The organism is Alteromonas sp. CNT1-28 (assembly GCF_022348345.1).
Classification (GTDB): Bacteria; Pseudomonadota; Gammaproteobacteria; order Enterobacterales; family Alteromonadaceae; genus Alteromonas; species Alteromonas macleodii.
On sequence record NZ_JAKREZ010000010.1, the window covers coordinates 17943 to 35875 of the forward strand.

Here is a 17933-nt window from a genome sequence, read left to right on the forward strand (position 1 = left end):
CTATTTACGCTTCTTCTTAAGCGCCAATTTTTGCTTCTTCTCTTGTTCTTTCAGCACTTCGTTAATAAAACTCTTTCTGCCGAACTCACGTGTGATAACACACTTGTTTAAGTCGAAACCGCGGGCAGGGCAGTATTCTCTGCCATATAGGATGATTTGCAGATGCAAATCGTTCCACCTTTCTTTTGGGAACAAGCGTTTTGCGTCACGCTCTGTCTGCTCAACACTCTTTCCGTTCGACAAACCCCAGCGATACATTAATCGGTGGATATGAGTATCTACGGGAAAAGCAGGAATGCCAAAGCCTTGAGACATAACCACCGCGGCAGTCTTGTGACCCACTGCGGGCATGGCTTCCAGCGCTTCAAAGTTTGCAGGCACTTCACCGTTGTGCTGCTTGATGATCATGTCAGACAAATGCCAAATGCCTTTGGACTTCATGGGAGATAAACCACAAGGGCGAATAATGTCTTGAATTTCTTCAATACTCATCAATACCATGTCGTACGGATTATCTGCCCGAGCAAAGAGCTTTGGCGTAATTTGGTTAACGCGCTCGTCTGTACATTGCGCCGATAGGAGAACCGCAATGAGTAACGTATATGGGTCTTTATGATCTAAAAAGATAGGAATTTCCGGATAAAGGTCATCCAGTATTCGCATGATTTCTTTTACTTTTTCCTGCTTAGAAAGCGGCTTGGCCGGCTTAACTACATCATTCATTTCTAAATACTTTTTTGTTTTTGATTTTTAGCGTTTAGCTTTCAGCTGTAACGCGTACCCGTTCAGCCTTCACTGCAGGCGATGTTTGCTTAGCGGCTAACTTTGCATCAATACTGTTTTTGATAGCAATGAGAAGACCCATACCTAAAAAGGCACCAGGCGGCAGTATCGCAAGCAAAAACGGATTTTCAGTGTTGAAAAGCGTTATGGTCCAGTTCTCAGCAATTGAGCCAAACAGTCTGTCTGCACCTGCTAGCAATGTACCTGCACCCAATATCTCACGCATACCACCTAAAATGACCAGCACTGCGGTAAAACCCAGTCCCATCATGAATCCGTCGTAGGCAGAGGCGAGCGGCCCGTTTTTCGACGCAAAGGCTTCTGCGCGGCCTATGATGGCGCAGTTAGTTACAATCAGCGGAATGAAAATACCTAGCGCTAAGTAAAGGTCATAGGTGTATGCATTCATTAATAGCTGAACAATGGTAACGAACGCAGCAATGATCATAACAAAAACGGGAATGCGGATTTCGTTTCTTACCACATTACGAACGAGTGAAACGGTAACGTTACTGCCAATGAGTACCAACATGGTAGCAAGGCCTAACCCGAGACCATTGATAAACGTCGCGGTAACGGCCAATAGCGGGCACAAACCTAACAGTTGTACCAGCGCAGGATTGTTCTTCCAAAGCCCTTGTAAAGACAGGTCGCGAAAATCAGTCACGTTATAGCTCCTCTACACTATGAGGTTGAGCCTCATTCACGTTAATCGCATCAATTGTTTCAACGGAATCTGTAATTGCGCAGGTGTTTGGAGCGTTGAAAAGTGCAGATTGGTTGGCCTGTGCGTAAAGCAAGGCTTCGCGTACTGCTCTTACTACTGCTCTCGGCGTGATGGTAGCGCCAGTGAACTGATCGAACTCACCACCGTCCTTTTTGACCTGCCAAGGCGCCAAATTGTCGGGTGAAAAAGGCTTGTCACTGAACGCCGTTATCCAATTGCTAACGGCAAGCTCTATTTTATCGCCAAGCCCAGGGGTTTCTTTGTGTTCGATAACGCGCACGCCAAGCACCCTCATACTGATTCTATTAGTGTTGGGCGCAGAAATATCGGACGCATTCTCGTCTTGCTCAGATGACTTCTGAGGTGTTGAGTCAAGCTCGGCCAACTCCGAGAGCGCTAACGCGGTGATATTGAGATTTTCGCTCTCACAGTCGAGCGAGTCAGTACTCGAGCCGCCTTGTGTGTTTCCACCAACGTGTGCATCCACTTTTACACCAACAACGATATCGATATCTCCACTGTATCCGTCTGGAGCAGTGGCTTCTAATACTAATGCGCTAGGTTGGCCATTTAACGTCGCACGATATATTTTGTGGGCTTTTTTGTTGCCAAGTTCAGGTGCATTGACCTCTGTGCAGTTGGCGTAAAGGGCATTGTCGTGGAATTCGCTAGGCACGACTTCATTAAGTACGCTTAGCAGTTTTTGCTGCATTTGTTGCTCAATTTTATCTTGGGTGCCAAAAAATGTGAGTGCTATTAATGCTGTGGTAACAACGGCAAACGCACCTAACATAAGGCCGTTTTTGGCCAGGCTTTCTTTCATCATTAGTGTTTACCTCGACCTTTAACGTTTTTGCCGTACACGCGAGGACGGGTATAGTAATCAATCAAAGGCACCGCCATATTCATAATAATAACCGCAAACGCTACGGCATCAGGGTAACCACCAAAGGTACGGATTATTACCACCCAAAAGCCAATCGCTGCACCAAATATAATGCGGCCTCTTGGTGTTGTTGATGCTGAAACCGGGTCGGTGGCGATAAAGAAGGCGCCTACCATTACTGCACCGTTAAACAGGTGAAATAGCGGTGAAGCGTAGTAATCGGCGTTTGCTAAATGAAGCAGTGATGCACAAACAAAAACGCTTAGCAGCATACCTCCCGGGATATGCCAGCTGATAACGCGGGTCTTCCAAAGGTAGAGGCCACCAAGTAAATACGCAAGACTCACCATTCCCCACCCTGCTCCAGCAGCTTCGAATACCCCGCCATCGAAGATTGGCTTCGCCAATGACTCTGAGTATGTTACGCCTTGCGTTAGGTCGGTTTTCAATGTGTCTAACGGTGTAGCCATGGTTACACCATCGGCAATGGTTTTGAGTTGAGTGACATCGTATCCGCTAGTAGTAAAACCAGTAAATATAAGTGATACCGAATCAAAGAAACTTGGCGTAATGCCAGCGTGAGTCGCAGGAGGCAGCCATAGGCTCATAGCCGCAGGGAATGAAATAAGCAGCACCACATACGCTATCATGGCAGGGTTGAAAATATTAAAGCCAAGCCCGCCGTAAACCTGTTTAGCCACCGCAATAGCGAAGAAAACACCCGTTACCGTCATCCACCAAGGTAGGGTAGGAGGAATACTAATTGCGATGAGTAAGCCGGTTAATACTGCGCTGTAATCTGTTAATGTGCGCTCGATGGGGCGATTTCTTAAAAATAAAATCACGCCTTCAATGACCAGTGCACTCACTACTGCAATAATGGCTTGAATGAGCATTCCCCAGCCAAAAAAGAAGGATTGTGCAATCATGCCAGGGAGCATGGCATAAATAACCATACGCATGACTTGGCCAGTATCGCGTTTAACCCGTTGGTGTGGTGAACTCGATAAACTTAACTTCATTATGATTCTTTCTCTTGTTCAGCTGCTGCTTTTTTTGCTTTAGCCTTTGCTACTGCAGCTGCAATGCGCGCTTTCTTTTCATCTTGTGCTGTCGGTTGAGAAGGAGCTTGCGTGCTTGTTGCTTGACCTACACGGCTAGACGATTCGCTCTGCTCATGCGCTTTACTACTTTCCTGTTCAGCAGTATTTGATGAGGTCGCTAAATTGCCATTACTGTCTTGAGCAAGTTTCTTTGCTTTGGCCTTTGCCACTGCGGCAGCAATGCGCGCCTTTTTCTCGTCAGCTTCATTTGTCGAGGCAGCGTGGTTAGCATCAGTTTGCTCGCTTCCTTGATGTTCTTCCTGCTTAGCCGCTTTTTTGGCTTTCGCTTTCGCCACCGCAGCAGCAATGCGCGCTTTTTTTTCATCCGCTTCGCTCAAGTTGTTAGCAGGATCTGATGCGCTATCACTCTGAGCACTACTGTTTTGATCGCTGACGCTTTGAAAACTGGCTTCTTCTGGCGAGTTAACGTCTTGATTCTCAATACCAGCCTCGCCATCAGGGCTAGATGCTTGCGTTTTTTGCGAAGCGGCCTTTTTAGCTTTCGCTTTCGCTACCGCCGCTGCGATCCTAGCCTGCTTTTCATCTAGCGGTTCTTTGGAGTGACTGTCTGGTTGCTCATCTAATTGAGTTGGCGCACCTTGCTCTGAAACTGACTTATCAGGCTGCCCGTCTTCGCTATTTTTAGCAGCTTTTTGCGCTTTAGCTTTAGCGATTGCCGCGGCAATACGCGCTTTTTTCTGCGCTTCAGCGTTTAGCTCTGAATTAGCTTCAGTATCGGAAAGTTCGGTATGCTTTTCGCCTTGAGAGCCCGCAGTTTTTTCTGCTGAAGACGCCTCAGACTGGCTAGCTTGCGCGGCCTTTTTTGCTTTTGCTCTAGCGATAGCGGCAGCAACTTTAGCTTTTTTCTCATCTTCTGGTGATGATGACTGGGTACTTGGCTGTTCTGTGGTTGATGGTTCGACAGCGCTTTCATCTTGCGTTTCGTTTTGAGCTTGCGCGGCTTTTTTCGCTTTTGCTCTGGCGATTGCTGCAGCAACCTTTGCCTTTTTATCATCTTCTGGCGATGACGCTTGCTCAACTTGCTTATCCGCGCTTTCAAGTTGAGCTTCATTCTGGGCTTGTGCGGCTTTTTTCGCCTTAGCTCTGGCAATAGCTGCTGCTACCTGTGCTTTTTTATCGTCTGCCGCAGTGCTTGGTTCGTTGGTATTTGTTGTATTACTTTCATCCTTTGCGTTGGCCTGCATAGCCGCTTTCTTTGCTTTCGCACGCGCAAGCGCCGCCGCTACTTTGTCCTTGGCCTCAGTTGCGCCAGCATCAACAGCGCTATTCGCATCCTCGGCTACTGCATTTTCTTCTTTGGCTTTGTTGGCGGCTAATCGTGCTTCTTTTGCTTTTCTATGTTTTTCTTCGCGCTCAAGTTTTTCGCGCTCTAAACGTTCTTTACGTGCTTCAAAACGCTGTTTAGCTTTCTCGGCCTTGTTCTTTTCATCACGCTGAATGCGTATTTCGGATTTAGCCTGGCGGTAGTAATGCACCAGTGGGATTTCACTGGGGCAAACGTAAGCACATGCGCCGCACTCTATACAGTCGAAAAGGTCGTATTCTTCGGCTTTATCGTATTCTTTTGCTTTGGCGTGCCAAAACATTTGTTGGGGGAGCAACGACGCAGGGCATGCGTCGGCGCATGCGCTACAGCGAATACAGGGGCGCTCTGCATTGTCGTCTACCAGCTCTTTTTTTGCAGGAACCAGCAAACAGTTTGTGGTTTTAACCACGGGGATCGTAGCGTCTGATAAGGTAAAGCCCATCATAGGCCCGCCCATAATCACTTTAGGTACTTTCTGTTTTTTCGGGTTGTAGCTTGCTTCATCCAATAGATGAGAGACGGGCGTACCCAACAACGCTCTAAAATTGCTTGGTGATTCAACGGCTTCACCAGTTACGGTAACAACCCGTTCAATCAGCGGTTTGCCGTGTAAAATAGCATCTGCAATGGCATAGCAGGTACCAACGTTGAACATCATCACGCCTACGTCGGCAGGCAATCCATTTCTTGGAACTTCTCGGCCAGTCAGTACCTGAATCAGCTGTTTTTCGCCGCCGGCAGGGTATTTAGTCTCAACGCTAACAACGCGATAGTCTTTCTTATCCTGACAGGCAATATTAAGTGCTTCGAAAGCCTCGGGCTTGTTGTCTTCAACCGCAACTACAATGGCCTTCGGCCCAATAAGGTGAGTAAGAATGTCTAGACCCTGGCGTATTTGCCAGGCGTGCTCACGCATCAATCGGTCGTCAGAAGTAATGTAAGGCTCGCACTCAATCCCATTTAAAATAAGAAACTCAACAGGTTTAGACGTTGAGGTTTTTATATGGGTAGGGAAGCCGGCACCACCCATTCCTGAAATTCCCGCTTGGCAAATAGCTTCTATAAGCTTGTTCTTATCTATGTCGCTATAATTTGCTATTGGAGATAGGTCGCACCATGTGTCTTTACCGTCAGGACGTATCGAAATACACATTTCTGTTAGGCCGCTAGGATGCGCTACAACATGCGGAGCAATCGCAACAACCTCTCCCGAGGTTGGCGCATGAACTGGCACAGAAAAAGGCGATGAGCTTTGCGAAAGAATTTGGCCTTTCAATACGCTATCGCCAACTTCTACGCAACAGATACCGTCTGAGCCAATGTGCTGCCTTAAAGGAACAATCAATAATTCGGGTAACGACGGTTTCTTTATTACTGATGTATTAGATAGAGATTTCTTATCGTCGGGATGTACGCCACCTGGAAATGAGTACATCTTTCCCGCTTCAAGGGTTTCTATAATTGAATCAAAACTTGGATACATCACAATTACGACACCATTTTGATGGGGATATCACCTTTAGGCGATGATTCAAAATCCCACTTCCATGTAGAAGTTGTTTGAGCAATTGGCACCATGTCGATACAGTCGACAGGGCAGGGATCTACACATAGGTCGCACCCTGTACATTCATCAGTAATAACCGTGTGCATGTGTTTGGCGGCACCTAAAATGGCATCGACAGGGCAGGCCTGAATACATTTGGTACAGCCGATACATTCGTCTTCGCGTATAAACGCGACTTTTTTAACGTCTTCTTCGCCATGAGCTGCATCAAGGGGTTTAGGTTCAACTCCCATCAAGTCTGCGAGCTTTTTAATCGTTGCCTCGCCGCCAGGTGGGCACTTATTAATATCATCACCTTCAGCTATTGCCTCAGCATAAGGCTTGCAGCCCGGATATCCACATTGGCCACACTGAGTTTGTGGTAGTACGGCATCTATTTGCTCAACAAGCGGGTCGCCCTCAACTTTAAAGCGAATGCTCGCGTAGCCCAGAACCAAGCCAAAAATAAGCGCAAGGACGCCAATGGCAACAATGGCGAATATAATTGCGGTAGATATCGTCATTACACTTTCACCAGTCCACTAAAGCCCATAAATGCTAGGGACATGAGACCAGCGGTTATCATAGCGATTGAGGCACCTTTAAAAGATACAGGTACATCAGCAGCAGCTAAACGCTCACGCATGGCCGCAAATAACACCAGTACAAGAGAGAACCCCACAGCAGCGCCGAAACCATAAATAAGACTCTGCATGAAATTATGCTGTTCGGTAAGGTTTAATAGCGCTACACCAAGCACTGCACAGTTGGTTGTGATAAGAGGAAGGAATATACCTAACAATCTATATAAGGTAGGGCTGGTTTTGTGCACGACCATTTCTGTGAACTGCACCACCACCGCGATAACAAGAATAAAGGCAAGCGTTCTAAGGTAACCGATGCCCAGTGGAGCAAGTAGATAGGTTTCCACTAGGTAGCTCGATGCAGAGGCAAGGGTGAGAACAAATGTGGTGGCCATAGACATGCCCATGGCAGTTTCAAGTTTGCCAGACACACCCATAAACGGGCATAAGCCGAGAAACTTAACCAACACAAAATTGTTAACCAGTACTGTACCAATCAATAGCAGTAAAAATTCAGTCATGAATAACGCAATTCCTTCGAGGAATTTTGACGGACAATGCCCGCGGATTAAAAAGAAAAACAGATTAGGTCTATTATCCCTTTTTAGAACGGGTTTAACAACTTGATTGAATTAGGGTTATTTAATGTCTAAACGCGTTGTTTTAGGAATTAAAATAGAATGAAGTGGGTGAGGCGATTAAGAGCCAACTAAGTGGCTCCCCCTCCCCGACTCGAACGGGGGACCTGCGGATTAACAGTCCGTCGCTCTAACCAACTGAGCTAAGGGGGAATCGACACCTAAGTTGTTTGCTGAAGTTGGCTCCCCCTCCCCGACTCGAACGGGGGACCTGCGGATTAACAGTCCGTCGCTCTAACCAACTGAGCTAAGGGGGACCTGTGCTTCAACGGAGGCGAATATTAAAGACGTACTTAGGAACTGTCAACAACATAAATGAAATATTTGTGCTGACTGCGCAAAAAATAGCTTTTTACGGCTTTTATGTTCATTTTGTCGTCAATGCTGAGAAAATGATGGTTAATAACTGCACATTATTCCCTCATTGCTTATGAACAAGAGGTTGTTTTAGTAATTGATAGTTTTACCCATCTCGTTTTCTTATATATCTCACTAAAGTTAAAGGGTATAACTAAATAGAATAAAAAAGCGCTTCCATACTGGTATTATGTACAGGCTTTAATAAATCTGTAACCTGTACCTGAGGATTAAAAGGTTAGTCACCACTTACGTGCTGAGAAATTAATCGAGCACGAAATCCCGCCGAATATGGTCTGGCGTTAGTTATCCACTAAATCTGTGGATAACTATGTTGATAGCTTAGAATCGCTGTAGTTATTTACGAGATCGCGTACGTATTGATCTAATGAGGTTATGGCGTTATTGAGTGGATAATCTTTTTAATACAGGGGTTTAGGGTGTTTTTTTTGATCTTGTTTCTCGATCGGAATAGATCGGTTGAACAAAAAGTAGCTTGTGTGTTAATTCAACGAATGCCTAAATGCTATTCAATGAAATCCATCTTAATTCTCAATGCCTTACATTTTGTTAACATTTTTGTGTGTCTTTTAAACGCTCTATTTGGATAGCTAGATGCGCCCGAGACGTTTTGCCTGCATATTAAAAGTGAAACAGGATAGAAATTAAACTGTAATGAACACATACGCACGTGTTTTGATTTATTTTTACAAAAAACTCGTAGTTTTGTGGCGTAGCCAGCGAAATGGTTCATCGCACGTACTTTTGTCAAAAACATCGCTTTTCATACAACCCTCTTATGCTTTGTTTTGTTTGTCGAATACGCATAGCTAAATAGTGTTCACTCTTTTACACTAACGCGCAATTGATGAGGGGATTTTAGTTTGCCGGAGCTCAAGTGATAAAAAGTAACGCTAAACAACGTACTTCCGACTTATTGGAAGGAGATATAGGTACTACGTTAAAGCGTATGACCATTCCCATGATACTGGGAATGGTAATGATGATGAGCTTTGGACTTATCGATACCTTTTTTGTGAGCTTGTTGGGCACCGACCCTTTAGCCGCTATTAGTTTTACCTTTCCCGTTACTTTTACCGTAATAAGCCTAAACATAGGTTTAGGTATTGGTACCTCTGCAATTATAGGCAAGTTACAGGGCAGTAAAGAAATAACCAAGTCTCAACATTATGCGACGGGTTCATTAATGCTGTCCGTTTTGCTTGTGGGTGCATTAGCTGCAATTGGCTTTTTCACCATAGAGCCTGTGTTTAAGTTGCTTAATGCAACAGACAATCTAATGCCGTACATATCTGACTATATGGGGCTATGGTACTTGTCGAGCATCTTTCTTGCTATGCCGATGGTTGGTAATAGTGTGCTGCGAGCGTGTGGCGATACCCGCACACCCAGTATTGTTATGGCGGCAGGCGGCGGATTAAACGCGTTGCTTGATCCTATTTTCATTTTCGGACTTGGACCCATTCCGGCAATGGGAATAAAAGGTGCGGCACTCGCTACCTTTATAGCGTGGATAGTTGGTGCATTATGGATTCTTTATATTTTAGCCGTTCGTCGAAAGTTGATGTTGCCTCGACTGCTGACACTTGCCGAGTTGCGTGATAGCAGCCGTGAAATTCTTAAAATAGGACTACCTGCGGCGGGTGCAAATATGCTTACCCCCGTTGCCGGTGGCGTGATGACAGCTGTAGTTGCTGGTTACGGTGCTGAAGCGGTAGCAGCGTGGGGAGTGGGAAATAGAATGGAGTCTATTGCAAGTATTGTTGTGCTAGCACTTTCCATGACACTGCCTCCATTTATCAGTCAAAACGTTGGGGCAGGCCAAGTAGAACGGGTAAAAACGGCATATTCGCTTACATTGAAATTTGTTCTGGTTTGGCAGTTCGCCATTTTTCTTGTCATGTGGGGACTATCTAGCTGGATAGCCGTCGCCTTTGCTAATGAAGCAGAGGTAAGCGTACTAATACAGCTGTTTCTTATGATTGTACCGCTGGGTTATGGCATGCAAGGCATTATCATTCTGACTAACTCTTCGTTGAATGCCATGCATCGCCCAATGACGGCATTAACGTTAAGTGTCATCCGCTTATTTGTTTTCTTCGTACCTATCAGCGTTGCGGGTAGTTTTCTATTTGAACTGAAAGGGTTATTTGCAGGAACGGTCATTGCCAATATTGCAATGGCGTGTGTTTCATTTGTTGTTTTCAAACGTGCGATTACTCAGTTTGAATTAGATAAAGAAACGTCTGAGCACAGCTAATACCAGAGCGGCTATTTAAGGCTGTGCGTTTTTAATGTTGAGTAGTTTGACCGCAAGCAAGATGTTAAGCAGTAAGCTAAAGAAAAGGTTAAGTAAATGAGTAGAGGGTTTGAGCTTCATTCTAAATACAAGCCAGCAGGCGACCAGCCAAAAGCAATAGAAGCTTTGGTGGATGGCCTAGAAAGTGGCTTGGCCGGCCAAACACTGCTTGGTGTTACGGGGTCGGGTAAAACCTTTACCATGGCTAATGTCATCAAAGAAGTGCAGAGACCAACGCTAATTCTTGCACACAACAAAACATTAGCGGCTCAGCTTTACGGTGAGATGAAAGAATTCTTCCCCAATAACGCCGTAGAGTACTTCGTTTCATATTACGATTATTATCAGCCAGAAGCCTACGTTCCAAGTACAGATACCTTTATTGAGAAAGACGCGTCAATCAATGATCATATTGAACAAATGCGACTGTCCGCCACTAAAGCGTTGATGGAGCGCAGAGACGTAGTCATTGTAGCGAGTGTGTCGGCTATTTATGGTTTGGGTGACCCTGAATCCTACATGAAGATGCTATTGCACCTTCGCCAGGGCGACACCATGGACCAACGTGACATTTTACGTCGCCTTGCAGAACTGCAGTACAAGCGTAACGATTTAGCGTTTGAAAGGGGTACGTTCCGTGTGCGTGGCGATGTTATAGATATTTTCCCTGCGGACTCTGAAAAGCAAGCCGTAAGGGTCGAGCTTTTTGACGATGAAATAGATAAAATTAGTCTGTTCGACCCGCTAACCGGGGCTGTCGATAAGTCAGTTATTCGAGCAACGGTTTTTCCTAAAACGCACTATGTAACCCCTCGAGAGAAAATCCTCAATGCTATTGAGCATATCAAGGAAGAACTTGGCGATCGCAAAAAGCAACTTCAAGAGGCGAATAAGCTGATTGAAGAGCAGCGTATTTCACAGCGCACCCAGTTCGATATCGAAATGATGATGGAGCTTGGCTATTGTTCTGGGATCGAGAATTACTCTCGCTATCTTTCAGGAAGAGCACCGGGCGAACCACCTCCAACCTTATTGGACTATTTTCCAGCAGATGGCCTAATGTTTATCGATGAGTCTCACGTAACTGTCTCTCAAGTAGGGGCAATGTATCGCGGGGATCGCTCTAGAAAAGAGACCTTGGTGGAGTTTGGTTTCAGGCTGCCGTCGGCGTTGGACAATCGTCCGCTTAAGTTTGAAGAGTTTGAACAGATTTGCCCCCAAACCATCTATGTTTCTGCGACGCCAGGCGATTATGAATTAAAGAAAACTGACGGTGAGATAGTAGAGCAGGTTGTGCGTCCAACGGGCCTGCTAGACCCTGTTATTGAAGTACGTCCTGTAGCCACTCAGGTTGATGATGTCCTGTCTGAAATACAAAAACGGGTAGAGCTTGACGAACGTGTGCTTATTACTACCTTAACCAAGCGTATGGCCGAAGACTTAAGCGAGTACTTGAACGAGCACGGCGTTAAGGTGCGTTATCTACATTCGGATATCGATACCGTAGAGCGAATTGAAATTATCCGTGATTTACGATTGGGTAAATTCGACGTGTTGGTTGGTATTAATCTGCTACGTGAGGGTCTAGACATGCCTGAAGTGTCGCTGGTGGCTATCTTAGATGCGGATAAAGAAGGCTTTTTGCGCGCTGAACGTTCGCTTATTCAAACCATTGGTAGAGCTGCGCGACACGTGAATGGTAAAGCCATTTTATATGGTGACAGCATAACCAAATCTATGAAAAAAGCGATAGACGAAACGGACCGTCGTCGTGAAAAGCAAATGGCGCATAACGAGGCCAACGGTATTACACCAATGCGTCTTAATAAGCCTATTACCGATATTATGGACTTAGGCGACAGCGCGCACCCTGCGTCTGGAAAAGTCAGACTGCGCAAAGTTGAAGAGAAGAAGAAGCAACAGAAAACAGCAAGTGCTACTGAATTAATGGACCAAATCACGGAGCTTGAAAAGCAGATGTTTGAATATGCGCGTGAGCTTGAGTTTGAAAAAGCAGCATCATTGCGTGACGATATTGAAGCACTTCGAAAGCAAGTTGTTACACTCTCTTAAAAATGGCGATGTGTCCCGCTAGCTGAGGCTGTATGTGGGTTTTTTCCGTATAAAACCGGATAACTCACTACAGCACTTTTCCTTTTGATGTAAGAAAATCCCCCTTTTTTCCTATGGACAATACGACTTGACGTCAGTTTTTGGGTAGCACAAAACTCAAATTTTTAATAAAAAATGAGATGAAAAGCCGCAAAATGTCGTTGTAATAGCACAATTAGTTGAATATAGTTCTAAGTTGAGTATCGATAACTATACCTATAAACAGGTGCTAATATGCTTAATCGTCTTCAGGAGTCAGATATAAAGCTACTGCGTGTGTTTTACGCTGTAGCGAGCTGCAACGGATTTACTGCGGCAGAACCCGTGTTGCGTATGCAACGACCCAACATCAGTGCAGCCATCAAAAAACTGGAAGAACGTTTAGATTTGGTGTTATGTCATCGCGGTCGTGGTGGCTTTCAAATGACAAAAGAGGGTGAGGTGGTTTTCCAAGAAACCAAACGCATCTTTAATGCCTTCGACAACTTTGTCTTCAATCTGAAATCGCTGCATGATGACTATTCTGGTCATATCACTTTGGTCTTGATGGCTGGTCTTCCGCTTTCTATGCACTTAGCCGTAAGTAAAGCGGTTAAAAGTACAATGAAGAAATTTGACGATATTCACGTTAATATCCAAACTCGTTTATACAATGAAGTTGAGCATGTCGCTTTATCTGGTGAGTGCCACCTCGTTGTTTCAACCTATGACATGGTCAAACCGGAATCAGTAACTTTTCATCCTGTCGGCATCAAAACTGAAGGGCGATTGTACTGTGCGCCTACACACCCTCTGGCAAAGTATCGTGATACTGATTTACCAGAAGGCGTAAAAATTGGTGATTATCCTGCCATTGGTATTTCTGGATTGTCGTCGGCAAACTACATTGAAGATGAAACCAGATTATCGATTCAAACTTTCTCTGACTCATTTGATGCAGCGATGTCTGCGATTATGACCGGCGAATATGTTGGTTTGCTGCCAGACTATATGGCGAAAGAGCAGGGCGCCGCACTTGGGCTTGTACCTATTGCAAAAGGGAGCTTATTTAAATTTAGTCACGAACTGTTTGTGATGAATGGAAAAAATACGCGATTAAACCCAGTATTACGCCACTGTATTAAAGAATTGAGCTACTTCATTTCAGAGAGTCAAAAGTAGTAGCAACAAGCACCTGTGATCACACCTCTTATTGTTTATAAACGCTTGGAATAAAGCGCTTATAAACAATAAGAGGTGTTTTTATTTCAGATTACGCTATTCGTATTCTAGAGGATCGATGGCGTTATTTTCCTTGAACGCCTCTAAGCGCTCTTCGCACGCACCGCATTTTCCGCATGCTTTTTCTCTGCCGTTGTAACAGGTCCACGTTTGGCCGTAATCCAGTCCCATTGACAGACCATCGGTCAAGATAGCGGTTTTGCTGTCGTCGATATAAGGCGTCATAATCGTAACCGGTGTATAATTCGCAATGCCGCACACATCATTCATTTTATGAACAAACTCAGGGCGGCAGTCTGGGTAAATGGCGTGATCGCCAGAGTGAGCGCCATAGTAAACTTCGTTAGCGTCTAAACTGACCGCGTAGCCAACGGCCAGCGATAACAAAATCATGTTGCGATTGGGCACCACGGTTTGTTTCATGCTTGGCTCTTCATAGTGGCCTTCTGGCACTTCGATATCTGAGGTTAACGCTGAACCCCCTATGAGCGTATTTATGGCGCTAATATCTACAATTTTGTGTGGAACGTTAAGCGAATTACACACGTTGGCAGCATAATCGAGTTCTTTCTTGTGGCGTTGTCCGTAGTTAAAGCTCAGTGCATGAACTTTTTTGCCTGCTTTAAGTGCTTTATGAAGCACTGTGAAGGAGTCCATGCCTCCTGAATAGATAACAACAACGTTTTCTGACATAGTTTTTCGAAGATTTAAGAAATTATGCCCGAATTTTATGTGATCCTTGGTAAAATCCCAACATACAATCGTTAAAGGGTGTCAAATTGTCTGTAATGTCCACATTAAACATCAATGAGATGTTTGAAACTATCCAGGGTGAAGGTGCTCACACTGGTATTCCCTCTATCTTTGTTCGTTTACAAGGCTGTCCTGTGGGCTGTCCATGGTGTGATACGAAACATACGTGGGAAATTAAGCCTGACTTGAGTGTGTCGCCACAAGCTGTGATCACAAAAGGCGAAGAGTCTGAAACCTATTTCATCTCCAGTGAGGAGGCTTTGCTGGCTGAGTTTGGGAAACAAGGCTATGTGGCAAAGCATGTGGTTATTACCGGCGGTGAGCCATGTATGTACGACCTACGTCCTCTGACGAGCCTACTTCACGACAACGGATACACAACACAAATAGAGACCAGCGGTACTTTTGAAGTACTTTGTGACACGCGTACGTATGTGACGGTTTCTCCTAAAATAAACATGAAAGGCGGATATGACGTCTTAGTAAGTGCGCTTGAAAGAGCGAATGAAATCAAGCACCCCATCGCAATGCAAAAGCATATTGACGAGCTTGATGCGCTGCTTGCTAATGTATCGTCATTAGACGGAAAACAGGTTTGTTTACAACCAATTAGCCAGCAAAAGAGAGCCACAGAACTTGCAGTGCGTACTTGTATTGAACGTAACTGGCGGCTATCTTTACAAACACATAAATACATTGGTATTGAATAAGTGTTTGAAATGCGCCGCCTTTGTGGCAAACACGTCTTGCGCTTAAGTATTCAAATTAACAAAGGACATAAAGAAGATGCATAGCTTTAATCTGCTAAAAAAAGCCGTGATAGCGGCCGTCGCTTTATGTTCTTTTACTGCTGCATCAATGGTTGAGGCCGCTACTTGGACAATCACTTATCCGCGTCCGATTGACGACTCAGATGCCCGTGCTCAATATCCGATAGCACTGCTTAAACTTGCGCTCGATAAAACCGGCGTAAATTATGAGCTACGCCCTTCTGATCGTATATTGCTGACGGGCAAAGCGATGCGTCAGCTGCGTGAAAACAGAGAAGTTAACGTAGTATGGAGTATGACGGACAGCCAGCGCGAGAAGGAACTGACCCCCATTCGTATTCCAATCGCAAAAGGGCTTATAGGTCTTCGTGTTTTCGTTATTAACGAAAATAAAAAGACGAAGTTCGACGATGTCTTATCGCTGACCGACATGCGTAAACTTATACCCATTCAGGGTGAAGAATGGCCGGACACCAAAATTCTTCAAGCCAACGGGTTTAACGTGTTTACTGTGCCTGAGTTTCGCGAAGCGTATGACATGATTAAACAAGGTAAAGGGGACTTTTTTCCTCGTTCTGTTATGGAAGTGGACGCAGAGCTGGAGGTGGAAGGTCGTCGTAACAATCTTTACCTGGAGCCTTCAATGGCGCTGTATTACCCCACCGCTATGTATTACTTTGTAAGTTCAAGTAACAAGACGTTAGCGAATCTTATTGAAACAGGCCTTAACAGAGCCATTGAAGATGGGTCTTTTGATGCGTTATTTGAATCTACGTACGCCCCAATCTTAGCCTCTTTAGGGGTTAATGAGCGTAAAATTTTCACTCTCGAAAATCCGTTATTACCCATTGAGACCCCTCTTACTAATTCTACTTTATGGTATAAACCAAAAACAGAAGCTTCAAAAGAATAAATAGACAATAAAAAACGCGGCTTAGGCCGCGTTTTTTTAAATGTTAGCTCAGCTTGTACGATTGTCTATTAAGACTCGCCAGCGTGGACGCCTTTCATCGAACGGCCAGAAGGATCTGCATTGTTTTTAAAGCTCTCATCCCACTCAAGTGCTTCTGCTGTACTACACGCAATAGATTTACCGCCTGGCACACAGCGCGCCGCACTTTCTTGAGGAAAGTAGCTCTCGAAAATAGTGCGGTAGTAGTAGCCTTCTTTGGTGTCTGGTGTGTTAACTGGGAAGCGGAATTCCGCTGTTGCAAGTTGCTGATCAGTCACTTCGTTTTCAACGAAATCGCGAATTGAATCAATCCACGAATAACCTACACCATCACCAAACTGCTCTTTTTGACGCCACAGTACTTCTGCTGGAAGCGTTTCTCCGTTATCAAACGCTTTACGAAGGATCCACTTCTCCATTTTTCCATCTAGACACATTTTGTCTTGTGGGTTTAAACGCATAGCTACGTCAATGAAGTTCTTATCTAAGAATGGTACACGAGCTTCTACACCCCATGCTGATGTGGCTTTGTTAGCACGCGCACAGTCAAACATATGTAGACGATCAAGTTTACGTACCGTTTCTTCGTGGAATTCTTTGGCGTTTGGCGCTTTATGGAAATACAGGTAACCACCAAAAATTTCGTCAGAACCTTCACCCGATAGCACCATTTTAATGCCCATCGCTTTAATCTTGCGTGTCATTAAGTACATTGGAGTAGCGGCGCGGATCGTTGTTGTATCGTAGGTTTCCAAGTGATAGATAACATCACGGATGGCATCTAAACCTTCTTGAATGGTAAAGTGAATTTCATGGTGTACGGTGCCAATCATGTCGGCCACTTTCTTCGCTGCTTTAAGGTCAGGTGCTCCTTCAAGACCTACAGCAAAACTGTGCAGGCGAGGCCACCATGCATCTGTCTTGTCTTCGTCTTCAACGCGCTTTGCAACGTACTGCGCTGCGACAGCTGAAACCAATGAAGAGTCCAAACCGCCCGATAGAAGTACAGCGTATGGAACGTCAGACATCATGTGTGACTTCACAGCTTTCTCGAATGCTACACGTAGCTCTTCTAGGTTGCTGGTGTTGTCTTTTACGTTGTCGTATTCCATCCAGTCGCGTTTGTAGTACTTGGTGATTTTACCTTCTTTGCTCCACAGGTAGTGGCCAGGAGGGAACTCACTGATTGTCTTACATACGCCTGCTAACGCTTTCATTTCAGATGAAACATAGAAGTTACCGTGTTCATCGTAACCGGTATAAAGCGGAATAATACCAATATGGTCGCGGGCAATAAGGTAAGCGTCTTGTTCTTCATCGTATAGAATGAACGCAAACATACCCTCTAGTTCATCGATAAAGTCGATGCCTTTTTGCTGAAAAAGCGGAAGAATAACTTCGCAATCAGAACGGGTTTTAAATGGGTACGGCTCATCTAGATTAGCAGCAAGTTGCTTGTGGTTGTAAATCTCGCCGTTAACGGCAAGAATTTGTTTATCGTTTTGGCTGATAAGAGGCTGCGCCCCTGTATCAACGTCGACAATCGCCAATCTTTCGTGACAAAGAATGGTATTGTCATTATTCCAGATACCCGACCAGTCAGGGCCACGGTGGCGCAAAAGTTTTGATAAATCGAGGGCTTGGGTTCTGAGTTCAGACACATCGGTTTTGATATCAAGGATACCGAAAATACCACACATATAACGGATTCTCTCTGTTCACTTGTTGAAAAAAATAATAGAAGTTTTTTCTGTCGGTACTCGCGTACGAGTGGGCGATGATTTGTTGTTATTCTTATTCGCGTGCCCCTGAATGTGCCAGTCTGACAGGAAATTGCAAGTACATTATGATGAG

General features: G+C 44.9%; 14 protein-coding genes and 2 tRNA genes. 5 read left to right on the forward strand and 11 right to left on the reverse strand.

The features are described 5' to 3' along the window. The 9 genes from nth to MHN02_RS08715 all read right to left on the reverse strand — a co-directional run bounded on the left by nth (position 1) and on the right by MHN02_RS08715 (position 7851). On the reverse strand, positions 1–723 hold the full coding sequence (gene nth / locus MHN02_RS08675) for an endonuclease III (RefSeq protein WP_014975990.1): 723 nt from the start codon (positions 721–723) through the stop codon (positions 1–3). Between the two features lie 34 nt (positions 724–757). Further along, entirely contained in the window at positions 758–1450 is a 693-nt protein-coding gene (locus MHN02_RS08680; RefSeq protein ID WP_039233136.1) for an electron transport complex subunit E, read from the reverse strand. Between the two features lies 1 nt (position 1451). Beyond that, the gene (locus MHN02_RS08685) at positions 1452–2336 is read right to left on the reverse strand and encodes an RnfABCDGE type electron transport complex subunit G (RefSeq protein ID WP_239245576.1); all 885 of its coding nucleotides are present in this window, start codon (positions 2334–2336) and stop codon (positions 1452–1454) included. Continuing rightward, the gene (rsxD, locus tag MHN02_RS08690; protein ID WP_061485157.1) at positions 2336–3418 is read right to left on the reverse strand and encodes an electron transport complex subunit RsxD; all 1083 of its coding nucleotides are present in this window, start codon (positions 3416–3418) and stop codon (positions 2336–2338) included. The genes MHN02_RS08685 and rsxD overlap by 1 nt, the downstream gene beginning before the upstream one ends. After that, complete coding sequence (gene rsxC / locus MHN02_RS08695) at positions 3418–6309, reverse strand: electron transport complex subunit RsxC (protein WP_239245690.1); 2892 nt, start codon at positions 6307–6309, stop codon at positions 3418–3420. The genes rsxD and rsxC overlap by 1 nt, the downstream gene beginning before the upstream one ends. Before the next feature lie 5 nt (positions 6310–6314). Then, positions 6315–6896 carry an electron transport complex subunit RsxB gene (rsxB, locus tag MHN02_RS08700; protein ID WP_039226568.1) on the reverse strand — a complete coding sequence of 194 codons (582 nt, stop codon included), beginning with the start codon at positions 6894–6896 and terminating at the stop codon, positions 6315–6317. Further along, positions 6896–7477, reverse strand: a complete 582-nt coding sequence (rsxA, locus tag MHN02_RS08705; RefSeq protein WP_014975993.1) for an electron transport complex subunit RsxA — start codon at positions 7475–7477, stop codon at positions 6896–6898. Before rsxA ends, rsxB begins: the two co-directional genes overlap by 1 nt. Before the next feature lie 193 nt (positions 7478–7670). After that, a tRNA-Asn gene (locus MHN02_RS08710) sits at positions 7671–7747 on the reverse strand. A 27-nt stretch (positions 7748–7774) separates the two neighbouring features. Further along, positions 7775–7851: transfer RNA gene (locus MHN02_RS08715), tRNA-Asn, on the reverse strand. Positions 7852–8933: 1082 nt separating this feature from the next. On the opposite strand from MHN02_RS08715, the gene MHN02_RS08720 reads away from it, so the two are divergent. The 3 genes from MHN02_RS08720 to MHN02_RS08730 all read left to right on the forward strand — a co-directional run bounded on the left by MHN02_RS08720 (position 8934) and on the right by MHN02_RS08730 (position 13544). Beyond that, positions 8934–10232 carry an MATE family efflux transporter gene (locus MHN02_RS08720; protein ID WP_207198421.1) on the forward strand — a complete coding sequence of 433 codons (1299 nt, stop codon included), beginning with the start codon at positions 8934–8936 and terminating at the stop codon, positions 10230–10232. A 96-nt stretch (positions 10233–10328) separates the two neighbouring features. Further along, a complete protein-coding gene (gene uvrB / locus MHN02_RS08725) occupies positions 10329–12344 on the forward strand; it encodes an excinuclease ABC subunit UvrB (RefSeq protein WP_239245580.1) in 2016 nt (671 codons plus the stop codon). Positions 12345–12617: 273 nt separating this feature from the next. After that, positions 12618–13544, forward strand: a complete 927-nt coding sequence (locus tag MHN02_RS08730; protein WP_014948786.1) for a LysR family transcriptional regulator — start codon at positions 12618–12620, stop codon at positions 13542–13544. A gap of 96 nt (positions 13545–13640) precedes the next feature. On the opposite strand, the gene queC is transcribed toward MHN02_RS08730, so the two are convergent. Then, positions 13641–14297: a 7-cyano-7-deazaguanine synthase QueC gene (gene queC / locus MHN02_RS08735; RefSeq protein ID WP_239245583.1), complete on the reverse strand. Its 657-nt coding sequence runs from the start codon at positions 14295–14297 to the stop codon at positions 13641–13643. 95 nt (positions 14298–14392) lie between these two features. On the opposite strand from queC, the gene queE reads away from it, so the two are divergent. Both queE and MHN02_RS08745 read left to right on the forward strand, forming a co-directional pair. Further along, the gene (gene queE, locus MHN02_RS08740) at positions 14393–15067 is read left to right on the forward strand and encodes a 7-carboxy-7-deazaguanine synthase QueE (protein ID WP_014948788.1); all 675 of its coding nucleotides are present in this window, start codon (positions 14393–14395) and stop codon (positions 15065–15067) included. Between the two features lie 76 nt (positions 15068–15143). Then, positions 15144–16040: a transporter substrate-binding domain-containing protein gene (locus tag MHN02_RS08745; RefSeq protein WP_239245586.1), complete on the forward strand. Its 897-nt coding sequence runs from the start codon at positions 15144–15146 to the stop codon at positions 16038–16040. 68 nt (positions 16041–16108) lie between these two features. Here the strand turns inward: MHN02_RS08745 and asnB are convergent, their stop codons facing one another. Then, positions 16109–17779: an asparagine synthase B gene (gene asnB / locus MHN02_RS08750; protein ID WP_014948790.1), complete on the reverse strand. Its 1671-nt coding sequence runs from the start codon at positions 17777–17779 to the stop codon at positions 16109–16111. Positions 17780–17933: the final 154 nt, after the last annotated feature.

Excerpts from the sequence above, each read along its gene's own strand:
- MHN02_RS08685 (WP_239245576.1), bottom strand. The coding sequence starts at position 2,336 with ATGATGAAAGAAAGCCTGGCCAAAAACGGCCTTATGTTAGGTGCGTTT.
- uvrB (WP_239245580.1), top strand. The coding sequence starts at position 10,329 with ATGAGTAGAGGGTTTGAGCTTCATTCTAAATACAAGCCAGCAGGCGAC.
- MHN02_RS08720 (WP_207198421.1), top strand. The coding sequence starts at position 8,934 with ATGATACTGGGAATGGTAATGATGATGAGCTTTGGACTTATCGATACC.
- nth (WP_014975990.1), bottom strand. The coding sequence starts at position 723 with ATGAATGATGTAGTTAAGCCGGCCAAGCCGCTTTCTAAGCAGGAAAAA.
- rsxB (WP_039226568.1), bottom strand. The coding sequence starts at position 6,896 with ATGACGATATCTACCGCAATTATATTCGCCATTGTTGCCATTGGCGTC.
- MHN02_RS08730 (WP_014948786.1), top strand. The coding sequence starts at position 12,618 with ATGCTTAATCGTCTTCAGGAGTCAGATATAAAGCTACTGCGTGTGTTT.
- queE (WP_014948788.1), top strand. The coding sequence starts at position 14,393 with ATGTCCACATTAAACATCAATGAGATGTTTGAAACTATCCAGGGTGAA.
- rsxC (WP_239245690.1), bottom strand. The coding sequence starts at position 6,309 with ATGTATCCAAGTTTTGATTCAATTATAGAAACCCTTGAAGCGGGAAAG.
- MHN02_RS08745 (WP_239245586.1), top strand. The coding sequence starts at position 15,144 with ATGCATAGCTTTAATCTGCTAAAAAAAGCCGTGATAGCGGCCGTCGCT.
- rsxD (WP_061485157.1), bottom strand. The coding sequence starts at position 3,418 with ATGAAGTTAAGTTTATCGAGTTCACCACACCAACGGGTTAAACGCGAT.
- asnB (WP_014948790.1), bottom strand. The coding sequence starts at position 17,779 with ATGTGTGGTATTTTCGGTATCCTTGATATCAAAACCGATGTGTCTGAA.
- queC (WP_239245583.1), bottom strand. The coding sequence starts at position 14,297 with ATGTCAGAAAACGTTGTTGTTATCTATTCAGGAGGCATGGACTCCTTC.
- rsxA (WP_014975993.1), bottom strand. The coding sequence starts at position 7,477 with ATGACTGAATTTTTACTGCTATTGATTGGTACAGTACTGGTTAACAAT.